We start from the raw sequence: 22,959 nt of genomic DNA, 5'->3' as shown, positions 1-22,959 counted from the left end.
TGGAATCACTTCTGCTACTTCTAATCCTCGTGTTTCTAATGGTGGAATCACTTCTGCTACTTCAATACGGTGTGTTAAGTTAACTAAAAACCCAATAGACAAAAATAACACCAATACTACTAAGAAACCTTTTTTAGTAAACACTTTAATTTTCCCCCTTATTTAATAACTTGTTGATTATATTCATACTATCTACTACTCTATTATTTTCTATATTAAATAATAAATAATTAAGTAATAGCCTAATATTTAAATCTACATTTATATGTTCTACCATTTCTTCAATATTACTAATTAAAGTACTAATATCTTCAGTGCTATTAGTTTCTCTATAGAAATTAATAAAGTCTAACAATAAATTGTTTATTCCCTCTTTTTCTTTTTTAGGATCAAAATTATTTAATGCTCTCTCATAGTAATGCTTAGTTTTCTCTTCATCTTTTAAATATTTATATCTTTCTGCTAAATCTTGATATATTCGAGTTTTATAAAAGCTATCTTCTGCAATTTCATCTAATAATTCTTCCGATTTTAATATATATTCTCGTACCTTTTCTTTATTATCCATAATTTCATACGTCTCAGCAATATTCATTGTAGCAGCACATTTTTCACCTACAGATTGAATTTCCTCGGTCATGTTATACATTTTTTGATAAACTTCTATAGCTTTTAAATACTCTTTTTTATTTTTATAACAATTTCCTTCTACTATTATTAACCTTTTAAGTCTAACTTTCTCATCTTCGTCTAACTTGTTTTTTGATGTTAGTAGTACTCTACACTTTTCCAAATCCACTAATGCTTTATCATAATTTTTCATTCTATTAAATATTACAGATCTATTATAATATACTTTACTCCCGTATTTTTCCACTGTATCCTCATAAGATAGGGCTAAATTAGTAAGGTTTATTGATTCTTCGTATCTTTTTGTGTGCATACATGCAAAAGACAACTTTAATATAAGTTTGTTAATATCTTTATTGTAAGGTTTTAAAAAGTAATTCTCCAATGCCTTTGTTAGGTAAATATACATCTTCTCAAAATCATTTCTTTTTTCATATATATCCCCTAACATCTCATAGGCTTTTGATTTTTTATCTGGTAGATTCCAGTTTTGTAAGAAGAACTCCATATCTTCAAGTAGTTTTTTATCTATCTCTTTTTCTGGATCTTCTAGATATATTTTAAGTTTTGAAATATATTCATCTGCTAAGCTTTTTGCCTTTAAACGAACAGGATTCATTAAATCCTCTGGAAAGACAACTATATCCATATTTCTTTCATCTGAAATTTTGTTTATATTTTCTGATATTAACCTAGCTACTCCTTCATGTAGTGGTGTTTTATCATGTTCAATAAGACTTATTAAATTTCTAGTGATCTCTCCACCAGTAATCTCATATTGCTTTAATCCTAATTTCTTTCTTAAAACTTTTAAATTTTGACCTCTAGTAATATACTCTTCCATATTTCCCACCTTTTCCTTTAATACTTAATTAAATTTTAACATATTTTTCTAATGTAGTAAATGGATTTACAGATTAAAATTCTAATTTTTCTAAAAATTTATTTTTTTGTTTTTTGTTTTATTTTTTTTACAACGGGTATACTATTAATAACCCCATGCAAAGCCCCTTTAATGGTAGAAAGAGAGTAGGAACTCCCCCATAGACCTACTCTCTTTTTCTATTCTAAATTTAATTTTGGAGGTACATATGATAAATAGATGGATACTTAAACTTAAATCTAAAATATGGTTTATACCGGTATTATATGGAATCATAGCTTTTATATTCTCTCTACTTATTATTTTAATAGATACTTTTCCTTCTGAACTAATACAAATCTATATACCAGATATATTATTAACTGATTTTGATTTGGCTAAAACTATACTTTCTGCCTTAGCTGCAGCTACTATAACTATGATGACCGTTTCATTTTCTACAATAATGGTAGTATTAAGTACATATTCATCCCAATATTCTCCTCGAACTCTACAGGATTTTCTGAATAAAAAAGCTACTTTAAGAATTCTTGGAATTTTTATTGGAACTTTCATTTATCTTATTATTAGTCTTCTATTCCTTAATGAAAATAAAGAAAATGGTTTAGTGCTTTCTGGATTAATGGGGGTTATTATCTCCATATTTTCTGTAGCATCTTTTATTCTTTTTATTCATCATGTAGCTACTTATATGCAAGTGAATAAATTAATATATAATATATCTCAAGAATCAATTGCTTTAATTAAAAAATTAGATGCAGAAGTAATTAATGATGAAAGTATTAGATATGAAAAATTACATAAAATGAATGATGGAAATATAAAAATACAAGTATTAGCTCCAACTACAGGATATATCCAATTAATTGACTCTCAATCCTTAGTAAGAATAGCCAATGAATTGAATATATCTATAAAAATGGAGAAGAAAATTGGAGAATTCATTTTAAAAGGAAGTCATATCCTTACAGTTTATACTAATAAAGCTATGGAAGATACTGACTCCATAATTAATCAAGTCACTATAGGAAGACATCAGTCCATGGTTCAAGATATAGAGTTTGGTATCCAAAAACTAGTTGAAGTGGCTTTAAGAGCCATATCCCCTGGTATAAATGATCCAAATACTACTGTTCATTGTATAAAAAGACTTAGCCTTATTTTATCTCATATTTCCCTATCATACATTGATACAACATATTATCATGATAAGGATGATATATTAAGATTGACTATGAAATATTCAGATTTTGATGAGTTATTATACCTTTCATTTTATCAAATAAGATATTATGGAGATGGGGATGCATCTATTCTTAGTGCATTAATAGAAGGCTTATGTTTACTAGTTGAAAGTAATATTAAAATAGATAAAAAAATATGGAGATTTGCGAAATATCTAGTAAGAGGTTTTAATAAGACAGAGTTAGAAAATTTAGATAAACAATATATAAATAACAAGATTGAAAAATTAGCTAGACTAACTGGGGAAGATGAGAATGATTTGTTGTTTAATTAAGAATATTCTACCATATTAGATTTGTGTTAATTCTATTGTATTATAATATCTTTTCCTTTATTATAGTATGAGTGAATTAATTTAGGAGGTGGATAAGGTGGCTAAGATGTTACTTAAGGTTGAGTGGTTAAAGAGTTCTATTATAATATTGATCGGAACATTTATAATGGCAGTGGGTATAAATGCTTTTATTATTCCTCATAATCTTTTAGCAGGAGGAGTATCAGGACTTGCAATCATACTTCAATACCTAACAAAATTACCAACAGGGATTTTTGTATTATTATTAAATATACCTATATTTATATTTGGTATTAAAGAGATAGATAGGAGATTTGCTTTTGTAAGTATAGTAGGAATGGTTTCATTATCATTTTTTCTTGTTCTTACTGGAGCTCTCAGTGAAAGAATTTGGATTAAAGATATTTTAGCTTCTTCTATCTACGGCGGTATTTTTTTGGGCTTTGCTTCAGGACTTATATTCAGAGTCAGAGCTTCTACTGGAGGTACGGATATAGTATCGGTTATTATTAAGAAAAGATTCGAGATTGGTATATCTACTATTTTATTCGTTATGAATGTAATCATAGTATTGATAGGTGCTACTATAAATGATTATACATTAGCAATATATACCTTGATAAGTATGTTTATTTCTACTGTGGTAATGAATAAGATAATGATTGGTTTAGATACCAAAAAACTTGTACTAATTGTGACTGATCACTCTGAAGAGCTTTCCTCAGCATTAATGGAAAAAGTTCAAAGAGGTATCACTTTCTTAGAAGGTGAAGGAGGATATTCCCGTAGAAAACAAAAGGTAATATATTGTGTTATTTCTACTAGACAATTAGCAGTAGTTAAAAACGTAGTATCAGATATTGATCCAGATGCATTTATGACAGTTATGGATACGGCAGAGATACACGGTAGTGGATTTAATAAACCAGTATTTTAGGAAGGGTAATTGAATTACCCTTCCTTTTTATTTTTATAATTTTCTACTTCCTGGCTTAACTGCTTCTTTACCCTCTTTACACATAGGACAATTTTCATTATCATAGGTATCTATTTGAAGACTTATGGCACTATATAAAGGTATATCTAATTCTGATTTTCCTCCAGTTCTGTCAACTATAGAGGCTACCCCTATTACAATTCCTCCAAGACTTTCTATTACTTTCTTAGTTTCCATAGTAGATTTTCCCGTGGTTACCACATCCTCGGTGATAAGTACTCGTTGTCCCTTTTCTATTTGAAAACCTCTCCTTAAAGTCATTTCATTATCTTTTCTTTCTGTAAATATAGCTTGTTTTTCTAATTGCCTTCCCATTTCATAGGCTACAATTATTCCTCCCATGGCAGGACCAACTAATATATCTATATCTAAACTCTTTACTTTATCTACTACAGGATTTAATACTTGTTCTGCGTATTGAGGATGACTTAATACTTTAGCACATTGCACATACTCCTTACTATGCTTTCCAGATGATAAAAGAAAGTGTCCCTCTAATAAAGCTTCTGTGTCTTTTAATATATCAATAATACTTTTCATTATCTATTCCTCCTTATATTATTCCTATAATTTCTTCTAAAGATTTAATATTCTCTCTATCCATAAAATTTTCTATTCCTTTAACTATTTCTAGGGATACTTTTGGATTTATAAAATTAGCTGTACCTACTTGAATACATGTAGAACCTGCCATCATAAACTCTATGGCATCTTTCCAATTCATTATTCCTCCCATTCCCATGATAGGAATCGATACTTGTTTGTAGACTTCATTCACCATTCGTAGAGCCATAGGTTTTATAGCTGGTCCTGATAATCCTGCATATACATTATCAAATACTGGTCTTCTTTTATCTATGTCTATTGCTAACCCTTTAAAGGTATTTACTAAAGATATGCCATCTGCTCCCTCTTCTTCACAAGCCTTTGCAATAGCTACTATATCCTCTGCATTAGGAGATAGTTTTATAATCAATGGTAGGTTGGTCACCTTTCTGATTTCTCTTACTATATTCCTAGCAGTATCAGTCTTTATTCCGAAGGCCATACCACCTTCTTTTACATTTGGACAGGATATATTCAGTTCAATCATATCTACTTTTTCTTTTGATATTCTCTCAACTGCCTCTATATATTCATCTAAGGTAGAGCCTCCTATATTTGCAATTATATTTGTATTTAGATCTTGCAAAAATGGCACCTCTTTATTTATAAAGTCCTCTACTCCTGGATTTTCTAATCCTACACTATTCATCATTCCAGAAGGAGTTTCCCATACCCTCATGCCCTTATTCCCTTTTCTTTTATTTAATGTAAGTCCTTTAGTTGATATTCCTCCTAAAGAGCTTATATCAAAAATTTCATTATATTCTCTTCCAAATCCAAAGGTTCCTGAGGCCGTTATAACTGGGTTTTTAAATTCTACTGATCCGAAATTTACCTTGGTATTACTCATAGAAAATCTCCTCCCCTAAATATACTGGACCATCCTTACATACTCTAGTCATTCCATTTTTACTCTCACAACTACATACAAGACAAGCTCCTATTCCACAAGCCATATGTTTCTCCATAGATACATATATCTTTGTGTGATTATCCTCTTTCATCTCTACTATCCTTTTTATCATTGGTTCTGGGCCACAGGTGAGAATATAATCATACTTACTTATATCTAATTGGTCAGTAATGTTAGATCCTATGCTAATATAGGACTCATCAGCATATTGTTTATATTTATCTACTAATAGAGCTTCATCTCTAAATCCCATATATATATCTAAAATATCAACTGTTTTATGGAGTTTCTTAGCTGTATATAACAGAGGAGCTATTCCCATTCCACCTCCTACCAAGGCTACTCTACCTTCTGCTTTAGGGAACCCATTACCATAGGGCCCATGGAGAGTAATATTATCATCCTTTTGCAATTTACTAAGCCTTAAAGTTCCTTCCCCTAAGACCTTATATATAAAACTTATGCTTCCATCATTTATTTCATGGATACTTAGAGGTCTCGATAATAATGGATAATCTTCCCAACCTCTTATCATATAAAACTGTCCCATTTCTCCAGGAAAATCTCCTTCTATAGTGATAAGGAACATATCTTCAGATAATTTTTCATTGCATATTATCTTTGCCAATTTTCAATGTCCTCCTTCATATTTAGGGTATTTTGTCTTATGAAATTTACAAAGCTTTTATCTTCTGTTTTTCCCTTATGAGCTGTAATAATTCCTCTTGAGGAATTTATTACTCCACAGATGCCATCCTTGAATATTTCTTTTATATCCTCTCCCTTACCCCCTTGAGCACCATACCCAGGGATTAAAAAAAAGGTATTAGGGTTATTATTCTTAATTTGTAAGAACTCTTCAGGGTAAGTTAATCCTACCACTCCCCCTAAGGAACTAAATCCTTCTTTTCCTATAAAGCTTTTACCCCATTTATTTGCTTTCTCTGCCACCTTCATAAACACTGGTTTATCTTCTATCAAAAGTTCTTGAAAATCTTCTGAGCCTTTATTAGATGTTCTTATAAGCATGAATATTCCTTTTTCTTCATTATCCATATATTCAAAGTAAGGACTTACTGAATCTATTCCCATATAAGGATTTATTGTTATAAAATCCGCCTCAAAATCCCCTTGAAAATGGGCTTTACCGTAGGCTTCGGCCGTAGAAGATATATCTCCCCTTTTAATATCAGCTATAGAAATTTTTCCTTTTTCCTTTATATACTTTAATGTTCTTGAATAAGCTTTTAATCCTTCTAATCCCAAGCTTTCATAAAAAGCAATTTGTACCTTATAGCAGGCTACTAAATCAAAGGTATTATCTATTATTTGTTTATTAAATTCAAATATTTTCTCTTCTATACTTTTATCCGATTCTAATAGATATTTGGGTAAATACTCTAACTTAGTGTCTAATCCCACACATATAGGACTTTTCTCTACTGCTTCTCTATATAAACGATCTATAATCACTATAATCACACTCCCTTTTTAAATTGGCATGTTGTCACTCTGAGCTTGTCGAAGAGTCTTAAAGACAAGATCCTTCACTACGTTCAGGATGACATACCATGTTGTCCCTGTGAACCTGTCGAAGAGTCTTTGGCTCTTGCTCCCTTGAGGATGACTGACTAATCCTTATACACTATCTCTCCATCTCTTATGGTCATCATCACTTTGCCCCATACTCTCCTGCCATTGAAGGGTGTATTTTTTCCCTTAGATATAAAAGTAGATGAATCAACTGAGTAGCTTTGATTTAAATCTACTAATACTAAATCCGCTCTTTTACCTTCTTCTACTAGCGCTTCTTCTAATTCTAATATTCTAGAAGGATTGTAAGACATCATCTCACTCAATTTGTTTAGTGAAATATTATTTTCCTTGAATACTGTATAGACTTTAGAAAATGCTACCTCTATCCCTGATATTCCAGGGGAGCCCTTTAGTTTATCCTCTTCACTATGGGGAGCATGATCTGTGGCAATTATATCAATATATCCTTCCTTTATCCCTTTTATCATTGCATTCACATCTTCTTTTTTGCCAAAGGAAGGATTCACTCTATATTTATCATTCCAATGAAATAGATGATGGGGTGTTACTTCACAAGTGAAATTTATCCCCTTATCCTTATATTTTTTTATTAAATTTAAACTTTTCTTTAGACTTATATGACATATATGGAGATTTCCTTCTGTATTCTCTAGTAATTCTAAGTCCCTTTTAATCACCTCTGCCTCTGGCTCACAATGGGTTAAGATAGTAAAGTACATCTCTTTAGAAAGCTTTAGTACTTCTTCAAATAACTCTTCATTATCAACATTTACACCATCATCAGAAAATAATTTAGTGTATTTTAGCATCTCTTCTAAGTCTATTAATTCTTTTCCTTGTAGCCCTTTAGTTATTGAAGAAATCTGAGTGAGATTACAATGGTTGTTCTTCTTATGTTTATTAAGAATATATTCCATGGTTTTTTTGTTGTCACAGACTGGATTAGTATTTGCCATGGCACAAATATGTGTAAATCCACCCTTTAAGGCAGCCCTTTGCCCTGTATATAGATCTTCTTTATACAAATATCCTGGATCTCTTAAATGGACATGTAAATCAATGAATGAAGGCATAAGAGTTAATCCCTTGCCATTAATTACACTTTTATCCCCAGCATCTATGTGATTAGATATCTTTTTTATAATCCCATCTTTTATCCACAGGTCTCCTTTAAGGGTTTTTCTTTTATCCACAATTTTAATGTTTTTTATTATATAATCCACAATATCACCTCTATAGGGATGTTTTAGTGTCACAATACTCACATTTATATTCTTTCTTTTCTTTATCCACAAGAATAAACTCTATATCTTGAATATCCTCTACTGTTGTTACACATCTAGGATTTTTACAATTTAATATTCCATTAACTCTTTTAGGTAAAGAAAGCTTAATTTTTTCTTTTATATCTTCTCCCTCTACTATATTTACAGTTATCCCCGGATCCATTATCCCAAGAATATTCAAATCTAAATCTATTTTATTCTCTATTTTAATAAGGTCTTTTCTTTCTAATTTCTTGGAGGGAACATTTCTTATAAGAGCTACTCTATAGTCTACCTTATGAAGTCCTAGCTCTTTGAAAATCTTATATCCACAATTAGCCTTGATATGATCAATTACTATACCTTTATTAATACTGTCTATTTTAAGCATTCTTATCTACCCCCAATAATTTCATTATTAAAGCCATCCTAACAAACATCCCAAATTTGGCTTGCTGAAAATATACAGCTCTAGGATCTTCATCTACCTCTACTGATATTTCATTTACCCTTGGTAGGGGATGCATTATTATAAGATCCTCTTTTGCTGCACTTAATTTATCATTAGTTAAGATATAGCTATCCTTTAGTCTTAGATAATCTTCTTCATTAAAGAACCTTTCTTTTTGTACTCTGGTCATATAAAGTATATCTAGCTTATCTATGACTTCATCTAGACTGGCAGTTTCATAGTATTGATTTTCTTCTAATTCATCTTTAATATAATCGGGAATCTGTAGCTCTTCAGGTGAGATAAATACAAAATTGATATTTAGATATCTTTTCATTGCTTTTACTAGAGAATGGACTGTTCTTCCGAATTTGAGGTCTCCGCATAGTCCAATAGTATGATTTGATAAGTCTTTTTTAAGAATTTTTATAGTTAGTAAATCTGTAAGAGTTTGGGTAGGATGTTGATGACCTCCATCCCCAGCATTTATAACAGGGATATATGATTTCTTTGATGCAAGTAATGGTGCCCCCTCTTTAGGGTGTCTCATTACGGCTATATCAGCATAGCAACCGACGGTTTTAATAGTATCTCCTATACTTTCTCCCTTTGATACTGAAGAAGAATTAGCTTCAGAAAACCCTATCACTTGCCCTCCTAGCCTCAGCATAGCAGCTTCAAAACTAAACCTAGTTCTTGTAGATGGTTCATAGAATAGAGATGCTAATAATTTACCTTTGCATACATCTAAATAGGCTTGTTGATCTTTAATAATTTCTTCTGATAGAGAAAATATTTGGTCTAGTTCCTCTAATGAAAAATCCCTTGGTTCAATAAGATGTCGTCCTTTTAACATTTATATTCCTCCTTTTTAGCCTCTCTGGACTATTTTAAAGGTGTTAGGTATCTAGGCATAAAAAAACCTTCTTAAAGAAATCTTTAAGAAGGTAAATAAGCATAGTAATTCCGCAAAATTATACACTCATCCTTATACGTCTACCTTCCTGACCTCTCTGGATCAGTTTAAAGATACCTTTACACTTGAACTAAGTTTACTATTATTTTTCTACTTTGTCAATGGGTTTATATTGTTAATATATTTGTCTTTGATATAATATACTTGGTAGTAATATCTAATCCATTGGAGGATGAATATGTTTAAAACAAAAAAAATATATGCAGTACTTATGCTAATTATCTTAATATTTCTATCAGGATGTGATGATACTGATACATCTCAAGGCGTTATCAAAAGAGGATTTTTTGAAGAATTAAATACAATAGTCATTTATAAGGACGTATATTATAAAGAAGTTAAAGATAGTGATATAGAAGGGTTTATATCTAAATTAAAATCTCTAGAAGGGGAAAGTCTAGATACTTCTTCCCTTACACAGGATGATTTCCAAGGTACAGCCTATAAGATAGAATCTAAATATAATAATGATAAAGACCTTAAATCAATTTCTTTTATAGGTGACAAAATGCTCTATGAAGATAAATGGTATAAGCTGGACACTAGTATAGAAAGTCTATATGAAAGTATAGAATCTAAGGAAAACATGGATAAGAACAGAAAAAAATCAAAATTAATAAAAGAAAATAGAAAAGAATTACCTATAAAAGATGCTTTATTAGGTCTATGGAAATATGATGATGACAATACAGGAATAGAATTTACTAATAATGAGCTAATACATTTTATCAAAAAGGAAGGTAAACTAGAAGAAAGCAGAAGATTTAATTACAGGATAGATAATTCTACTGACAATCAAGTCTATATAACAGCTTATTCTAAAAATGGACTGTTTAGTAAAAACAAAAAATTATTTAATATAATTCTTCTATTTGATGATATGAAAAATAATATAATAATGAAAAAAGAAATGGTAGGTAGTTCTATGACCTATAGGAATAATCTGATTTATATCCATGAAGAGGGGTTTGAACTAGGGAATTTCGATTCATTCTTTTTTATAGAGAATAGAGATTATTTTAATAAATAAGTATAGTATTTTCTATATAAGGTCCCTATCTGGTTTAGATAGGGACTTTTAGATTAATATCTTTAATTTTTATATTTCTCCAGTATAACTTCATATAGATTCTTACCATCTATGTTTTGCTCATATAATAACTCCCCTAAAGTATAATAACCTAACTGCTTAATAGCTATAATAGTAGAAAACACCTTTGCTTCAAAGGTATAAACATCTATAGTATCTTTATCTCCTACATATCCTTTGCTATCACTTTCAACATAGTATATTCTATATCCTTCAACTTTTCATATAAATCACCTTTTATATGGTAATATATTCTAATTAACTATATTGTATCATAATATTTATATGACCATATTTCTTTAACTCATGAAATTATAATTTTCAATTCAAATGGACAAACGACATTCTTAGAGGTATAACTAACATAAAATGTCGTTCATACTGTTTTGATTGTCCTTTGTCTATGTTAGATTAATATTTCCCTCTATGAAAAGAAATGAATATCCTGAAACTTTTTTCATTTCTAAATTATATACTTTATCCTCATATATTATATGAAAAATTATAGCAGTCATATAAATGTCATTTAATAGTATAAATAAACTATTTACACTACCAATAAATAAGAAATACTATATTAAAGCCAAGACTTAATTTATATAAGGGCTTATTATTAGCAAAAATTCCTATGCCACAAATAATAGATACTAACCCAATAGATACATTCAAGAGCGGCTGACCTTAAAGAATATTTTCCTAACTCTATTAATTCAATATATTTCTTTTTATCATCTAAGTTATACTTCATAAAAAAATACACCTCCAAAAATTAGATTTTTTGTCTAACTTTTGGGGTGCACTTTAGTTTCTAGTCCGCCTTTTTTATATGATTAAATTTATTTTATTGTTTTAGTAGGTTGCAGTTAAATTATATGGAGTTGATGTACTGTGAGCTCCATTATATCCTACTATTTTAATATAGTATGTTCCTGAACCACTATAGTAAGATATGGATTCACTGCTAGTCCCACCATTATACGAATAATCTAATTGATTTCCATCTGAGTTATATAGATACAGATCATAGTCTCCTGGCAAGTTATTTAAAGTAATGTTTAAATTCCCTGTGTTTGACTTGTTTATGAAAAACCAGTCTACGTCTGATGTTGTTGAAATATATGATTGGTAAGTTGTTCCATTATCTAAAGAACCTTTAGCTTCATTCATCGTGTCGTTTGGTTCATAAGTATCATCGGAACCTCCACCAGATGTTCCGATACCTACCAAATCAAAACCATTTTTTATTGCTTGTAGTTCTGATCCTGATCCATATAAGTCAATAGCACTTTGTTCTAGTGCTACTCTTGCATCTTCAAAATCTGAAGTTGATGTTAAGTATTGTGTAAGAGCTTTATAATATATATCTCCACTTTTTTCAAATCCTATATCTGATGCTACATGATAGAAGGCTTTATTAGGTATACCACTGTTAGTATGAACTCCACCCCAGTCACCATCTTTAGTATCTGGTGAGTGATAATAATCATCCATATGAGCTGGTTGATTATATTGTTCTGGATTTGACATACTTCTTAAAGCATCTCCATAAATTCCTGGAGTATATACATCTTCTCCTAATAACCAATCATTTGTATCTCCCTCAACTATTATAGCAAATACATCTGAGAATGATTCATTTAATGCACCTGATTGATTGTGATACGCCAAGTCTGCACTATAGGTAGTAACAGCATGTGTAATCTCGTGAGCAACTATATCTAATGCTCCACTCAATTCGATAAATGTTCTTCCGTCTCCATCTCCATATACCATCTGTGACCCATTCCAGAAAGCGTTATTATAGTTTGATTGATAATGTACTGTTGAAGCTATAGTAGCCCCATTGCCATCAAAACTATTTCTATTATGATTATTATAGAAATAGTCATAAGTAAGTCCTGCATAGTAATGGGCATCTACACCGGCAGCTTGATCTGATGCATTGAAGTTATTGTTTGTATCAGTCATGTAATTTCCTGGTAAATAAGTTCCATTGTTAGATGTATAAGTTCTGATTTGGTTATTCATAGCTTTGGTAGTGTCATATAAGTAGTAATTACCATTTGATAAATAAGTGTTAAGGGATTTTGTTTGTCCATTAACCCCCACGCCTGAACCTATTGTAGGTTCATCATATCTCAATTCATTGTTTTTCTTAATAATTTTACCAGTCTTAGCATCTATATATATATGCCAGTAAGCTGGATAAGGATTTATAAAAGAGAGTTTAACGATGTATACAGGTTTCCATTGTTTTTTCACTGGATACAAATATAACTCAGCGATAGGCTCACTCGAATATCTATCTTCGTTTATACTTTCTTCAGTTAATTCTTTGGAATCTACGTATGGCTTAAGTTGAACATCAATTGCCTTTTCAGCAGCTTTTAAAGCATCATTTTTTGAAAGTTTAACGGAGTTCTTAAACTTTTTTGCTTCTATACTTGGTTCAACTTCACCATTTAATGCGTAAACACTTCCATTTTCGTCAACATGAACCATCATTTCAGCTCCATATACAGGAATAGTATCAACAATGTATTGAGTCCTGTAATGTTTCATACCAAGCTTATCAGTAACAGTATCTTTTACTTTAAATTCATTAGACTTTAGTTTGAATACATCTTTATTTGACTTCAAGAAAGCTTGGATGTCTTTAGTGTCATTCACAGAATTTTCTGATAATTTACCTCGAATAAAACTCGGAACGCCTTTTTGGTTGTCCCACTTTATGGATAACTTTTCTTGTTTCTTTTTGTTTTTCATTTCCCATTTTTCAATTATTTTCATCTGCTTTTCTTTATCTGTTTTTGGTATAGTACTAGCGAAACTTGATGAGAAAGAGCCTAGTACTAATATGATACTTAATAAAATTACAATTGTCTTTTTCACTTTCATTTCTCCCCTCGTATAATATGTTTAGAGTTACTTTTTTAGATGCTCTATTCATATTATTTTTTTAAAAATACAATTTTCATTCGAGATATCCTAGTGCTAAAATATACTTATAGAATAATTAGCGAAGGATGATTCTTTTCCCCCTATTTTCTTAAATCATTCTAGGTGAGATATAGTCACTTTATTATTACATCTACGGATTTATAGAGTGACAAATGTTTTTATATGATTTATTGATACTTTGTTTTAATATTTTTTATCTCACTTTAAAGTTCAATTTAAAAAAATTTCAGCTTTTGTAGAGTAAAAGAACTTTTGTAAAGTCAAATCATACTTTAATCACCTCCTATTAAATTTCACTTAGTACATTTAAATCACAGGTAAATTTAATTACTTTTTATTTGTTGAACATATCATATCATTGCTTGCCATTCGTTACAATAGTTTTTTTGAAAAATTTAATTGACATCATTATTACGTAAAAAATAAGCTTGATTGTATAATTAAGTTGAACTAATAGAAAACATCTATAATGATCTTTTGATTATAAATTTCAAATCTATGTTAAAATTAACAAAATATATGACTTTTGTCCCAATATACTATTCATATTCATTTAATTCTTTACTTTATATGTTCATTAATACTATTTCTTAATGGCATCTATAATTACCAATGTGCATATAACAACTATTGAACAGAGAAATGAGATTGCAGATACAACTATCCCAGACTCATAAGAACCCACACCAATTATACTTCCTATATTAATAGATAAAAAATTTACAATAATAAAAATAATAAAACCAATAATTACATATGCTATAAATTTCATCTTAACTAACACTCCTTAAAATTAGTTTTTATTACTAATTCTAGTCATAAAATAATTATACTTAAATATCAAATTACTATTACTTTAATCAATTTTAAAAAGTAAATTTTTTAAAATAAAATACTTAGGTATTTATATCATTAAAACCATAAATATAATTTTCTAATAACTTTAAATAGAATTTCATTACTTATTCAAATATCCAAGATAACAGCTATTACAAATAACTATCATCTTGGATATTTTATTATTACTCTTTTAAATACATTTACATATAAAAGTGTTGGAATACATTTTTTATCATGCATCCAACGCTTTTATAAAATTTAATTAGTAATAGCCTAAAATATTAATTTGAAGTATAATCCCATCCAACATTACTAACTCCAGTGGAGAAAGATAAACCTACATCTCCCTTAACTGAAACATAAGGATTGACACTAATTGAATTATATCCATATGCAGCATAAGCAGCTATATCGTATACTTTAGTATTAGATTTTAGTTTTATTATCATTGAACCACTATGTACATAATATGCTGGATATCCTTCATCTTTATACTTATAAAATTTCATTTGTCTTGCATAGAGTGAATCAGCCGGTACAGGGGTATGTGTATAGTATTTACTATTCCCATTTGAGTTTACATACCTAACAGTACCAGTATTAGATACTACTGTTAATGGTGATGACCATGTTACTGCAAAAATATCCATAAACCAATTGGATTGTATCCCTTGGCTATTGAAATCAGCAATTACATCAACTGTTGTACCTTGGTAACTAGAATTAATGTTTCTAAGACCAATGTTTACATCTACTGTTGTAGCTGCTGCAATCATCATTTCTTCGCTACCATCAAAATTTTTAATTGCATCAATTTGTTTGTCTGTGTATCCAACTGACTTTAATTCTTTTACTTTCCATTCCTTCAAAGAATAAATTTTGTCTTTATACTCTTTGATTAAATCTTCTTTTGATAATTTTTTTGACAACTCTTTCATTTCTTTTTCCATTTTTTTATTATCTCGATTTTTTGATACTTCTGTAGTATCAGGTATTTCATTATTATCTTCGATGTCAATTGTTCCTTTCTCAAAAGTCATATTTTTTAACATTTCATATTCATTAATACTATACGAATTCTTATGATTCTCTGGACCCTTTGTATTATCAACTTCTGCATATACTATAAGATTACCACTAAAAATACTTATAATTAAAGTTACAGCTAAAAATATACTTTTTAACCTTTTCATCTTTTTCCTCCTTTTATTTTTTTATATCAAATATAAAATTTACTCTTTAGTCGCCGGCTTACTAAATAAAAATTTATATTTTGATATCTTAATAATATATAACTCTTATATATATGGTGACTAGCTTGTCCATTAAATCATAACTAGTTTATGTATATTTTCCAATATTTTCTTTTGTTAGTATTGATTATATATTTATGTGAATATTTTGTCAATATAAAAATAAATATTTTTACTTAAATAGGCATTTTTACCCATATAAATATAATCCACCCCAAAGTCTCCTTCAAGATGGATTATTCCTTCCAAAATAAATCTAATATTCTATTCATATCATCGATTCTTCTTATCTTTACATTACTCCTCAAATGGGCTGGAAATATCTTTTTATAGCCACTGTAGGAGAATCTTTCGTCTATTAGGCATACTACCCCTTTATCTTTTTCTGTACGAATTACTCTTCCTGCTGCTTGTAGGACTTTGTTCATTCCTGGATACATATAGGAATATTCATAGCCTAAATTGTTCTTTTCATTGAAATAGTCCCTTATGATATTTCTCTCTAGACATACCATTGGTAGCCCTACTCCTACCACTATTGCTCCTGATAGTCTATCTCCTTTTAAGTCTATACCCTCTGAATATATTCCTCCCATTACTGCAAAGGTTACTAGGGTTTCTTCTGGATTTTCTTTAAAGGAATATAGGAAATCCTCTCGCTCTTCCTCGGACATACCTATCTCTTGTATCATTGTCCTTACCTCAGGATATTTATCTATAAATGTCTCATATACATCGTTCATATATTTATATGAAGGAAAGAATACCATATAGTTTCCCTTTTTATTCTTCACTGTAGAGTAGACTATATCTGCTATACTTTCATAGCTAAACTCTCTATTTCTATATTTAGTAGACACTCTATCTGCCACCATTAGCATTAGATTATCTTTATCAAAAGGGGATGTAAGAGACATAGTATTATCCTCTTTCTTTCCTCCTAATATATCCTTGTAATATTCTAGGGGACTTAATGTGGCAGAGAAAAATATTGATGCTTTTCCCTGTTCTAATGTCTTAGATAGTAAATAAGATGGATCTAAACAAAATAGCTTGATACTTACATTATTCCCATTAGTTTCTACATAGGTCACATAACGTTCATCATAATCCTCTGCTACTCTTAAAAATGCTAATACTTCAAAGTATAGTTCTAGTAATTCTTGATGCCCTTCTTCCTTTTGATGCTCTTGTAACCATTCATCAGCTTCCTTTACAAACTTCTTTAAAGGATAGTATATATCCTCTGGTTCTCCCTTTTGTATATGGTAGCCTTCATCATTACATTCCTTTTTGACTTTTAGCATGAAGGAATTAATCTTAGATAGTGCCTTAGCTATTCTGGGATCCTTCTCCTTAAACACTCTTCTTAAAGCTAAAAGTATATCCTTATGTAGTACCGCTGAAAACATCTCTCTAGATCTATCCACTAGGTTATGGGCTTCATCTATTAAAAATAGATATTTTTTTTCTGCATCTAAGAAAAATCTCTTTAATTGTGCCCTAGGATCAAATACATAATTATAGTCACATATTATGGCATCCGCCCAGAGGGATAAATCTAAGGAAAACTCAAAGGGACATACAGTATACTTCTTAGCATATTCTTCTATTACTTCCCTTGTAATCATATCCTCATTATTAAGCAATTCATACATTGAATCATTTACTCTATCAAAATGTCCCTTGGCATATTCACATTCTTCTGGATTACATGAGGATTCTTTACAAAAACAAATTTTATCCTTTGCAGTTAGTGTCACTGTTTTAAACCTAAGTCCAGTATCCTTTAATATTTTAAAGGTATCTTGGGCTACACTTCTAGTGATAGTCTTAGCTGTAAGATAAAATATCTTTTCTCCTTTATTCTCTCCTATAGCTTTCACGGAGGGAAATACTGTTGATATGGTCTTACCTATCCCAGTGGGGGCCTCTGCAAATATTTTTTTATTTTCATCTATTGTTCTATACACTCCTACGGCTAATCTCCTTTGCCCTTTTCTATAACTACCAAAGGGAAATTCTAATTCTTTTATGGAGATATCCCGAGTGTTCATCCATTTTCTCGTAAAGTTAGCCCATATATAGTATCTATCCATTAAATCATTAAAGAACTCTGTAAGCTCTTCTAACTTATAAGTCTTGATTAATCGTTTTATTTCCTCTGTATCTATTTGATAATAGGTGAGCTGAATATCTATTTCTGCTAAATCATTTTGAATACAATAAATATACCCATAACATTTTGCCTGAGCCCAGTGTAGAGGATTAAAATCCTCATCTATTTTCTCTAGAGGTCTAGTGGTAGATTTTATCTCATCTATTATTATATTGTCATCTTCTTCTATTATTCCATCGGCTCTTCCCTGTACCGTTACAGTTAAATCATCAAAATGAACATCAGTCTTTAATGTCACCTCTGGAGTATAGTTATCATCCATTTCTTTTTGTATCATACTATGTATTCTAGTACCTTCCACTGCTCTATTTCTTCCTACATAACCAGATACTATATCTCCTGATCGAAGAATAAATTCTACTAAATTTCTTATGGATATCTTTATATTATTCATATTAATCACCTTCCTCTATTTTAACATAAGAAGTATATTAATATTATCCATTGAAATATATTTTAAAGTGGTATATAATTATATATGAACAATTGCTCATATATTCATATAATATATTAAGGGGAGATTTTATGGCTAAGGAAATTGAAGTTTGTAACTGTAATGAAGTACATGAAAATATTATAAGTGAGGCAAAGACTAACCTTCCAAAGGATGAATGCTTATTTGATTTAGCAGATTTCTTTAAGGTTTTTGGAGACTCAACTAGAATTAAAATAATCTATGCTCTCTTACAATCAGAGATGTGTGTTTGTGATATAGCTGAACTATTAAACATGAGCCAATCAGCCATATCCCATCAATTAAGAACATTAAAAAATCATGGTGTAGTAAAATACAGAAGAGAAGGAAGAGTAGTTTACTACTCCTTAGATGATGATCATATATCTGAAATTTTAAATCAAGGATTTACTCATATTTGTCATAAAAAATAATTTAGCGAAAGGGGGACTAGCAGTGAGAAATAAAGCAGAATTAATATTAGAAGGATTAGACTGTGCTAGCTGTGCTGGTAAGATAGAAAATGAAATAATAAATCTAGATAAAGTAAAGATGGCTACACTTAATTTTGTAACTAAGACTTTAAAAGTAGAAACAGAGGATAATAGTATTACTGAAGTTATTTATAATATAAAGAAAATAGTAAATAAGCATGAACCCCATGTGGTAGTAGTAAATAAAAATGAAAATATAAAAAGAAAACTTATTTTAAAAGGGGTTGTATGTACTAACTGTGGTGCAAAAATAGAAAGAAAAATAAATGAACTAGAGTATGTAGATAGTGCTAATATCAACTTCTCTAATGGAAAACTTGAAATAGAGATTAATAATAAGAATAAAGTTAAAGAAGTGTTGGATGAATCTATTGCTATAGTAAACAAACTAGAACCTGGAGTAGAAGTCATAGTAGAAGAAGAGGGTACTAAGCCTGTAGATACACAGGTAAAAAATGATCATAGAATAATAGATACTATAGGTAAAAAGAAATTATGGAAATTATCAATAGGAATTCTTATATTTTTCATAGCAATAATTGGTGACTTTGCTTTCTCTATGGAATTAGGATTATTTATACTGAGTTATATACTTATAGGAGGGGATGTATTATTAAAATCCCTTAAAAACATATCCAGAGGACAAGTGTTTGATGAAAACTTCTTGATGTCGATTGCTACATTAGGTGCCTTTGCTATAAGGGAGTTTCCAGAGGCTGTAGCTGTTATGCTATTTTATGAAGTAGGAGAAATGTTCCAAGATATAGCGGTAAATAAATCTAGAAACTCAATAAAGTCCCTTATGGATATCCGTCCTGATTATGCAAACCTAGTAGTAGATAATGATAGTGAAAAGGTATCTCCAGAAGAAGTAAATATTGGGGATAGAATATTAGTTAAACCAGGAGAAAAGATTCCTCTAGATGGTATTGTATTGGAGGGAGAATCTATGGTAGATACTTCTGCTCTAACTGGAGAATCTGTTCCTAGGTCTGTTAAAAAGGATAAAGAAGTTTTAGCAGGATTTATAAATAAAAATGGTGTACTAATTATAGAAGTTACTAAGTCATTTGGTGAATCCACAGTGGCTAAAGTTCTAGATTTAGTTGAAAATGCCAGCAGTAAAAAGGCTCCCACAGAGCAATTTATAACTAAGTTCTCAAGATATTATACTCCTGTAGTAGTATTTTCTGCTTTAGCTCTAGCCATACTCCCTCCCCTATTATTGCCCGGGGCATCATTTACTGACTGGCTATATAGAGGATTAATATTCTTAGTTATATCTTGTCCTTGTGCTTTAGTTGTATCTATTCCTCTAGGATTTTTTGGAGGTATAGGATCAGCCTCAAGAAATGGAATATTGGTTAAGGGTGGAAATTATCTTGAAGCATTAAATGATGTAGATATAGCTGTGTTTGATAAAACAGGAACTCTGACTAAGGGTGTATTTAAAGTAACTGAAATTATCCCCGAGGAAAATCATACAGAGAAAGATATATTAGAGTATGCTGCATACGGTGAAGTTTTCTCCACTCACCCTATAGCTGAAGCTATACTATGGGCCTATGAAAAAGATATAGATAAAAATAAAATATCCAATTATAATGAAATATCCGGTCATGGTATAAGTGTGAAGTATGAAAATAAAGAAATTCTAATTGGAAATAAGAAGTTAATGGATAAATATAATTTATCAGTAAAAGAATCAGATACTATCGGTACAATTATTTATGTAGCGGTAGATCATAAGTATATGGGTCATATAATAATATCAGATGAGATTAAGGAAGATTCTAAAGACACATTAAAAGCTCTTAAATCATTAGGTATAAATAAGACAGTAATGCTAACCGGTGACAATAAATCTATTGGTGAAAGAATTGGAAATAAACTAGGATTAGATGAAGTATATGCAGATTTACTTCCCGATGGTAAGGTAGAAAAACTAGAAGCTTTAGATAGGCAAAAAAGAAATAAAGGTAAATTAGTATTTGTAGGAGATGGAATAAATGATGCTCCAGTATTAGCTAGAGCTGATATCGGTATTGCAATGGGTGGTTTAGGCTCAGATGCAGCGATAGAGGCTGCCGATGTGGTATTAATGACAGATGAACCAAAGAAATTAGTAGATGCTATAAAAATAGCTAAAAGAACTAGAAAAATAGTTTATCAAAATATTATCTTTGCATTAGGTATAAAAGTGTTTGTTTTAGCCTTAGGAGCTATAGGATTAGCTTCTATGTGGGCAGCAGTATTTGCTGATGTGGGCGTAGCATTACTGGCAGTACTGAATTCATTAAGAGTATTAAAAACTAAAATATAAAAAACTGGATAAATACCAAGATGCTTTATGTCACTCTGAGCTCGTCGAAGGATCTTATCTTTTAAGACTCTTCGACGAGCTCAGAGTGACACTTTCCAAAGCTTAGTCATGGGATACCCAGTTTTTTATTATGTCTATTATATTAATATTCCTGCTATAGTTGCTGTCATAAAGGCAGCTAATGATCCTCCAATAAGAGCTTTAATTCCTAGTCTAGCTACATCACTACGTCTTTCTGGAGCTAAACCTCCAATACCACCTATTTGGATACCGATAGAACTGAAGTTAGCAAATCCACATAAAGCATAAGTTAATATTGTAATAGTTCTCTCTGATAATGCTCCCTCATTTATTAATGTAGAAAGGTTCGCATAAGCGAAGAATTCATTTATGACTATTTTTTGTCCGAGTAAATTAGCTGCTTGTGTTATATCTCCCATAGGTACCCCCATTATAAATGCTAATGGTGCAAATAGTTTACCTAGTACCCATTCTAAGGATAGAAAATCTAATCCTATTAATGAACCTATACCACCTAATAAACTATTAAATAGAGCCGTAATAGCTATAAAGGCTAATAGCATAGCAGCAACATTTAATGCTAGACTTAGACCTTCTCCTGCTCCCCTTGCTGCTGCATCAATAACATTTGCATCTAATTCCTCTAATTCAACATCAACTTTTCCTTTAGTAACTGGTGTTTCTGTCTCTGGTACTATTATTTTAGCTATAATTAAACTGGCTGGGGCTGACATTATACTTGCAGCAATTAAGTGTCCTGCATCTACTCCCATAGATACATATCCTGCCATAACTCCACCAGCAACGGTAGCCATTCCTCCGGTCATAACAGTTAATAACTCAGATTTAGTCATTGTCTTTATATATGGCTTAACAACTAATGGAGCCTCTGTTTGACCTACAAATATATTAGCAGCAGCAGATAGTGATTCTGCTCCACTAGTTCCTAATAGCTTAAGCATTATTTTAGCTAATACTGATACTATTAATTGCATTACTCCTATATGGTAAAGTATTGTCATTAATGATGAGAAGAATATTATTGTAGGCAATACCTGCAACGCAAATATATACCCAAAGCTCTCAGTGTTCATTAAATCACCAAATAAAAATACTGTACCTTCCTTAGTAAAATCTAATACCTTAGTTATTAAATCACTGGCTATAATAAAAGCTTTTTGTCCTGGAGGAAACTTTAATATTAGTAATGCAAATACTAGCTGCATACTTATTCCTATAGCAACTAACCTCCAATTTATTTTCTTTTTGTTTTCAGAGATTAAAAAAGCAATGAAAAGTAAAACAATAATCCCTACAAAACTAATTATTTTTTCCATTTATATCTTCCCTTCTAATATAAGTATAAGATGATAACGTTTTTCTTGTATTTTTAGTTACTTTAAAGATTATAACAAAACATTATCCCCATATAAATGTTATTTATATGGGGATAATGTAATTTATTGGATTTTACACATATAAAAAAGAACCCTTTTATATTAGGGTTCCTCTAATTTCATTAATAT

At 30.3% G+C, this 22,959-nt stretch carries 20 protein-coding genes; 5 read left to right on the top strand and 15 right to left on the bottom strand.

The window, feature by feature from the left end:
* Positions 1–145: 145 nt before the first annotated feature.
* Positions 146–1,474 (bottom strand): tetratricopeptide repeat protein, encoded by a 1,329-nt coding sequence (locus tag GOQ27_RS12040; RefSeq protein WP_203367118.1) that lies wholly within the window; start codon positions 1,472–1,474, stop codon positions 146–148.
* 247 nt (positions 1,475–1,721) lie between these two features.
* Between GOQ27_RS12040 and GOQ27_RS12035 the strand changes: the two genes are divergently transcribed.
* Both GOQ27_RS12035 and GOQ27_RS12030 read left to right on the top strand, forming a co-directional pair.
* Positions 1,722–3,032 carry a DUF2254 domain-containing protein gene (locus tag GOQ27_RS12035; protein WP_203367117.1) on the top strand — a complete coding sequence of 437 codons (1,311 nt, stop codon included), beginning with the start codon at positions 1,722–1,724 and terminating at the stop codon, positions 3,030–3,032.
* Between the two features lie 106 nt (positions 3,033–3,138).
* Positions 3,139–3,990 (top strand): YitT family protein, encoded by an 852-nt coding sequence (locus GOQ27_RS12030; RefSeq protein WP_252187831.1) that lies wholly within the window; start codon positions 3,139–3,141, stop codon positions 3,988–3,990.
* A gap of 33 nt (positions 3,991–4,023) precedes the next feature.
* Here the strand turns inward: GOQ27_RS12030 and pyrE are convergent, their stop codons facing one another.
* The 7 genes from pyrE to pyrB all read right to left on the bottom strand — a co-directional run bounded on the left by pyrE (position 4,024) and on the right by pyrB (position 9,698).
* A complete protein-coding gene (pyrE, locus tag GOQ27_RS12025) occupies positions 4,024–4,590 on the bottom strand; it encodes an orotate phosphoribosyltransferase (RefSeq protein WP_203367115.1) in 567 nt (188 codons plus the stop codon).
* Between the two features lie 13 nt (positions 4,591–4,603).
* Positions 4,604–5,506, bottom strand: coding sequence for a dihydroorotate dehydrogenase (locus GOQ27_RS12020; RefSeq protein ID WP_203367114.1), 903 nt, complete (start codon positions 5,504–5,506; stop codon positions 4,604–4,606).
* A complete protein-coding gene (locus tag GOQ27_RS12015) occupies positions 5,499–6,197 on the bottom strand; it encodes a dihydroorotate dehydrogenase electron transfer subunit (RefSeq protein WP_203367113.1) in 699 nt (232 codons plus the stop codon). The genes GOQ27_RS12020 and GOQ27_RS12015 overlap by 8 nt, the downstream gene beginning before the upstream one ends.
* The gene (pyrF, locus tag GOQ27_RS12010; protein ID WP_203367112.1) at positions 6,185–7,042 is read right to left on the bottom strand and encodes an orotidine-5'-phosphate decarboxylase; all 858 of its coding nucleotides are present in this window, start codon (positions 7,040–7,042) and stop codon (positions 6,185–6,187) included. Before pyrF ends, GOQ27_RS12015 begins: the two co-directional genes overlap by 13 nt.
* Before the next feature lie 158 nt (positions 7,043–7,200).
* Entirely contained in the window at positions 7,201–8,349 is a 1,149-nt protein-coding gene (locus GOQ27_RS12005) for a dihydroorotase (protein WP_203367111.1), read from the bottom strand.
* A gap of 10 nt (positions 8,350–8,359) precedes the next feature.
* Complete coding sequence (locus tag GOQ27_RS12000) at positions 8,360–8,782, bottom strand: aspartate carbamoyltransferase regulatory subunit (protein ID WP_203367110.1); 423 nt, start codon at positions 8,780–8,782, stop codon at positions 8,360–8,362.
* Positions 8,775–9,698, bottom strand: a complete 924-nt coding sequence (gene pyrB / locus GOQ27_RS11995; protein WP_203367109.1) for an aspartate carbamoyltransferase — start codon at positions 9,696–9,698, stop codon at positions 8,775–8,777. Before pyrB ends, GOQ27_RS12000 begins: the two co-directional genes overlap by 8 nt.
* Before the next feature lie 298 nt (positions 9,699–9,996).
* On the opposite strand from pyrB, the gene GOQ27_RS11990 reads away from it, so the two are divergent.
* On the top strand, positions 9,997–10,848 hold the full coding sequence (locus GOQ27_RS11990) for a hypothetical protein (protein WP_203367108.1): 852 nt from the start codon (positions 9,997–9,999) through the stop codon (positions 10,846–10,848).
* A 62-nt stretch (positions 10,849–10,910) separates the two neighbouring features.
* On the opposite strand, the gene GOQ27_RS17355 is transcribed toward GOQ27_RS11990, so the two are convergent.
* The 6 genes from GOQ27_RS17355 to GOQ27_RS11970 all read right to left on the bottom strand — a co-directional run bounded on the left by GOQ27_RS17355 (position 10,911) and on the right by GOQ27_RS11970 (position 18,535).
* A complete protein-coding gene (locus GOQ27_RS17355; RefSeq protein WP_286673031.1) occupies positions 10,911–11,033 on the bottom strand; it encodes a hypothetical protein in 123 nt (40 codons plus the stop codon).
* A 488-nt stretch (positions 11,034–11,521) separates the two neighbouring features.
* The gene (locus GOQ27_RS17350) at positions 11,522–11,656 is read right to left on the bottom strand and encodes a hypothetical protein (RefSeq protein WP_286673030.1); all 135 of its coding nucleotides are present in this window, start codon (positions 11,654–11,656) and stop codon (positions 11,522–11,524) included.
* Between the two features lie 101 nt (positions 11,657–11,757).
* A complete protein-coding gene (locus tag GOQ27_RS11985) occupies positions 11,758–13,800 on the bottom strand; it encodes a M4 family metallopeptidase (protein ID WP_203367107.1) in 2,043 nt (680 codons plus the stop codon).
* A gap of 652 nt (positions 13,801–14,452) precedes the next feature.
* Entirely contained in the window at positions 14,453–14,641 is a 189-nt protein-coding gene (locus tag GOQ27_RS11980; protein WP_203367106.1) for a hypothetical protein, read from the bottom strand.
* Positions 14,642–14,990: 349 nt separating this feature from the next.
* Complete coding sequence (locus tag GOQ27_RS11975) at positions 14,991–15,902, bottom strand: thioredoxin domain-containing protein (RefSeq protein WP_203367105.1); 912 nt, start codon at positions 15,900–15,902, stop codon at positions 14,991–14,993.
* Between the two features lie 296 nt (positions 15,903–16,198).
* Positions 16,199–18,535, bottom strand: coding sequence for an ATP-dependent DNA helicase (locus GOQ27_RS11970; protein WP_203367104.1), 2,337 nt, complete (start codon positions 18,533–18,535; stop codon positions 16,199–16,201).
* Between the two features lie 131 nt (positions 18,536–18,666).
* Between GOQ27_RS11970 and GOQ27_RS11965 the strand changes: the two genes are divergently transcribed.
* Both GOQ27_RS11965 and GOQ27_RS11960 read left to right on the top strand, forming a co-directional pair.
* Positions 18,667–19,029, top strand: a complete 363-nt coding sequence (locus GOQ27_RS11965) for an ArsR/SmtB family transcription factor (RefSeq protein ID WP_203367103.1) — start codon at positions 18,667–18,669, stop codon at positions 19,027–19,029.
* A gap of 22 nt (positions 19,030–19,051) precedes the next feature.
* On the top strand, positions 19,052–21,412 hold the full coding sequence (locus GOQ27_RS11960) for a heavy metal translocating P-type ATPase (RefSeq protein WP_350445915.1): 2,361 nt from the start codon (positions 19,052–19,054) through the stop codon (positions 21,410–21,412).
* 137 nt (positions 21,413–21,549) lie between these two features.
* Here the strand turns inward: GOQ27_RS11960 and GOQ27_RS11955 are convergent, their stop codons facing one another.
* On the bottom strand, positions 21,550–22,770 hold the full coding sequence (locus tag GOQ27_RS11955) for a NupC/NupG family nucleoside CNT transporter (RefSeq protein ID WP_203367102.1): 1,221 nt from the start codon (positions 22,768–22,770) through the stop codon (positions 21,550–21,552).
* Positions 22,771–22,959 lie beyond the last annotated feature (189 nt).

Source organism: Anaeromonas frigoriresistens, assembly GCF_016820655.1.
Taxonomy (GTDB): domain Bacteria; phylum Bacillota; class Clostridia; order Tissierellales; family SIT17; genus Anaeromonas; species Anaeromonas frigoriresistens.
Note: the sequence above shows the minus strand (reverse complement) of the source record. Positions and strands in the feature narration are given on the sequence as shown.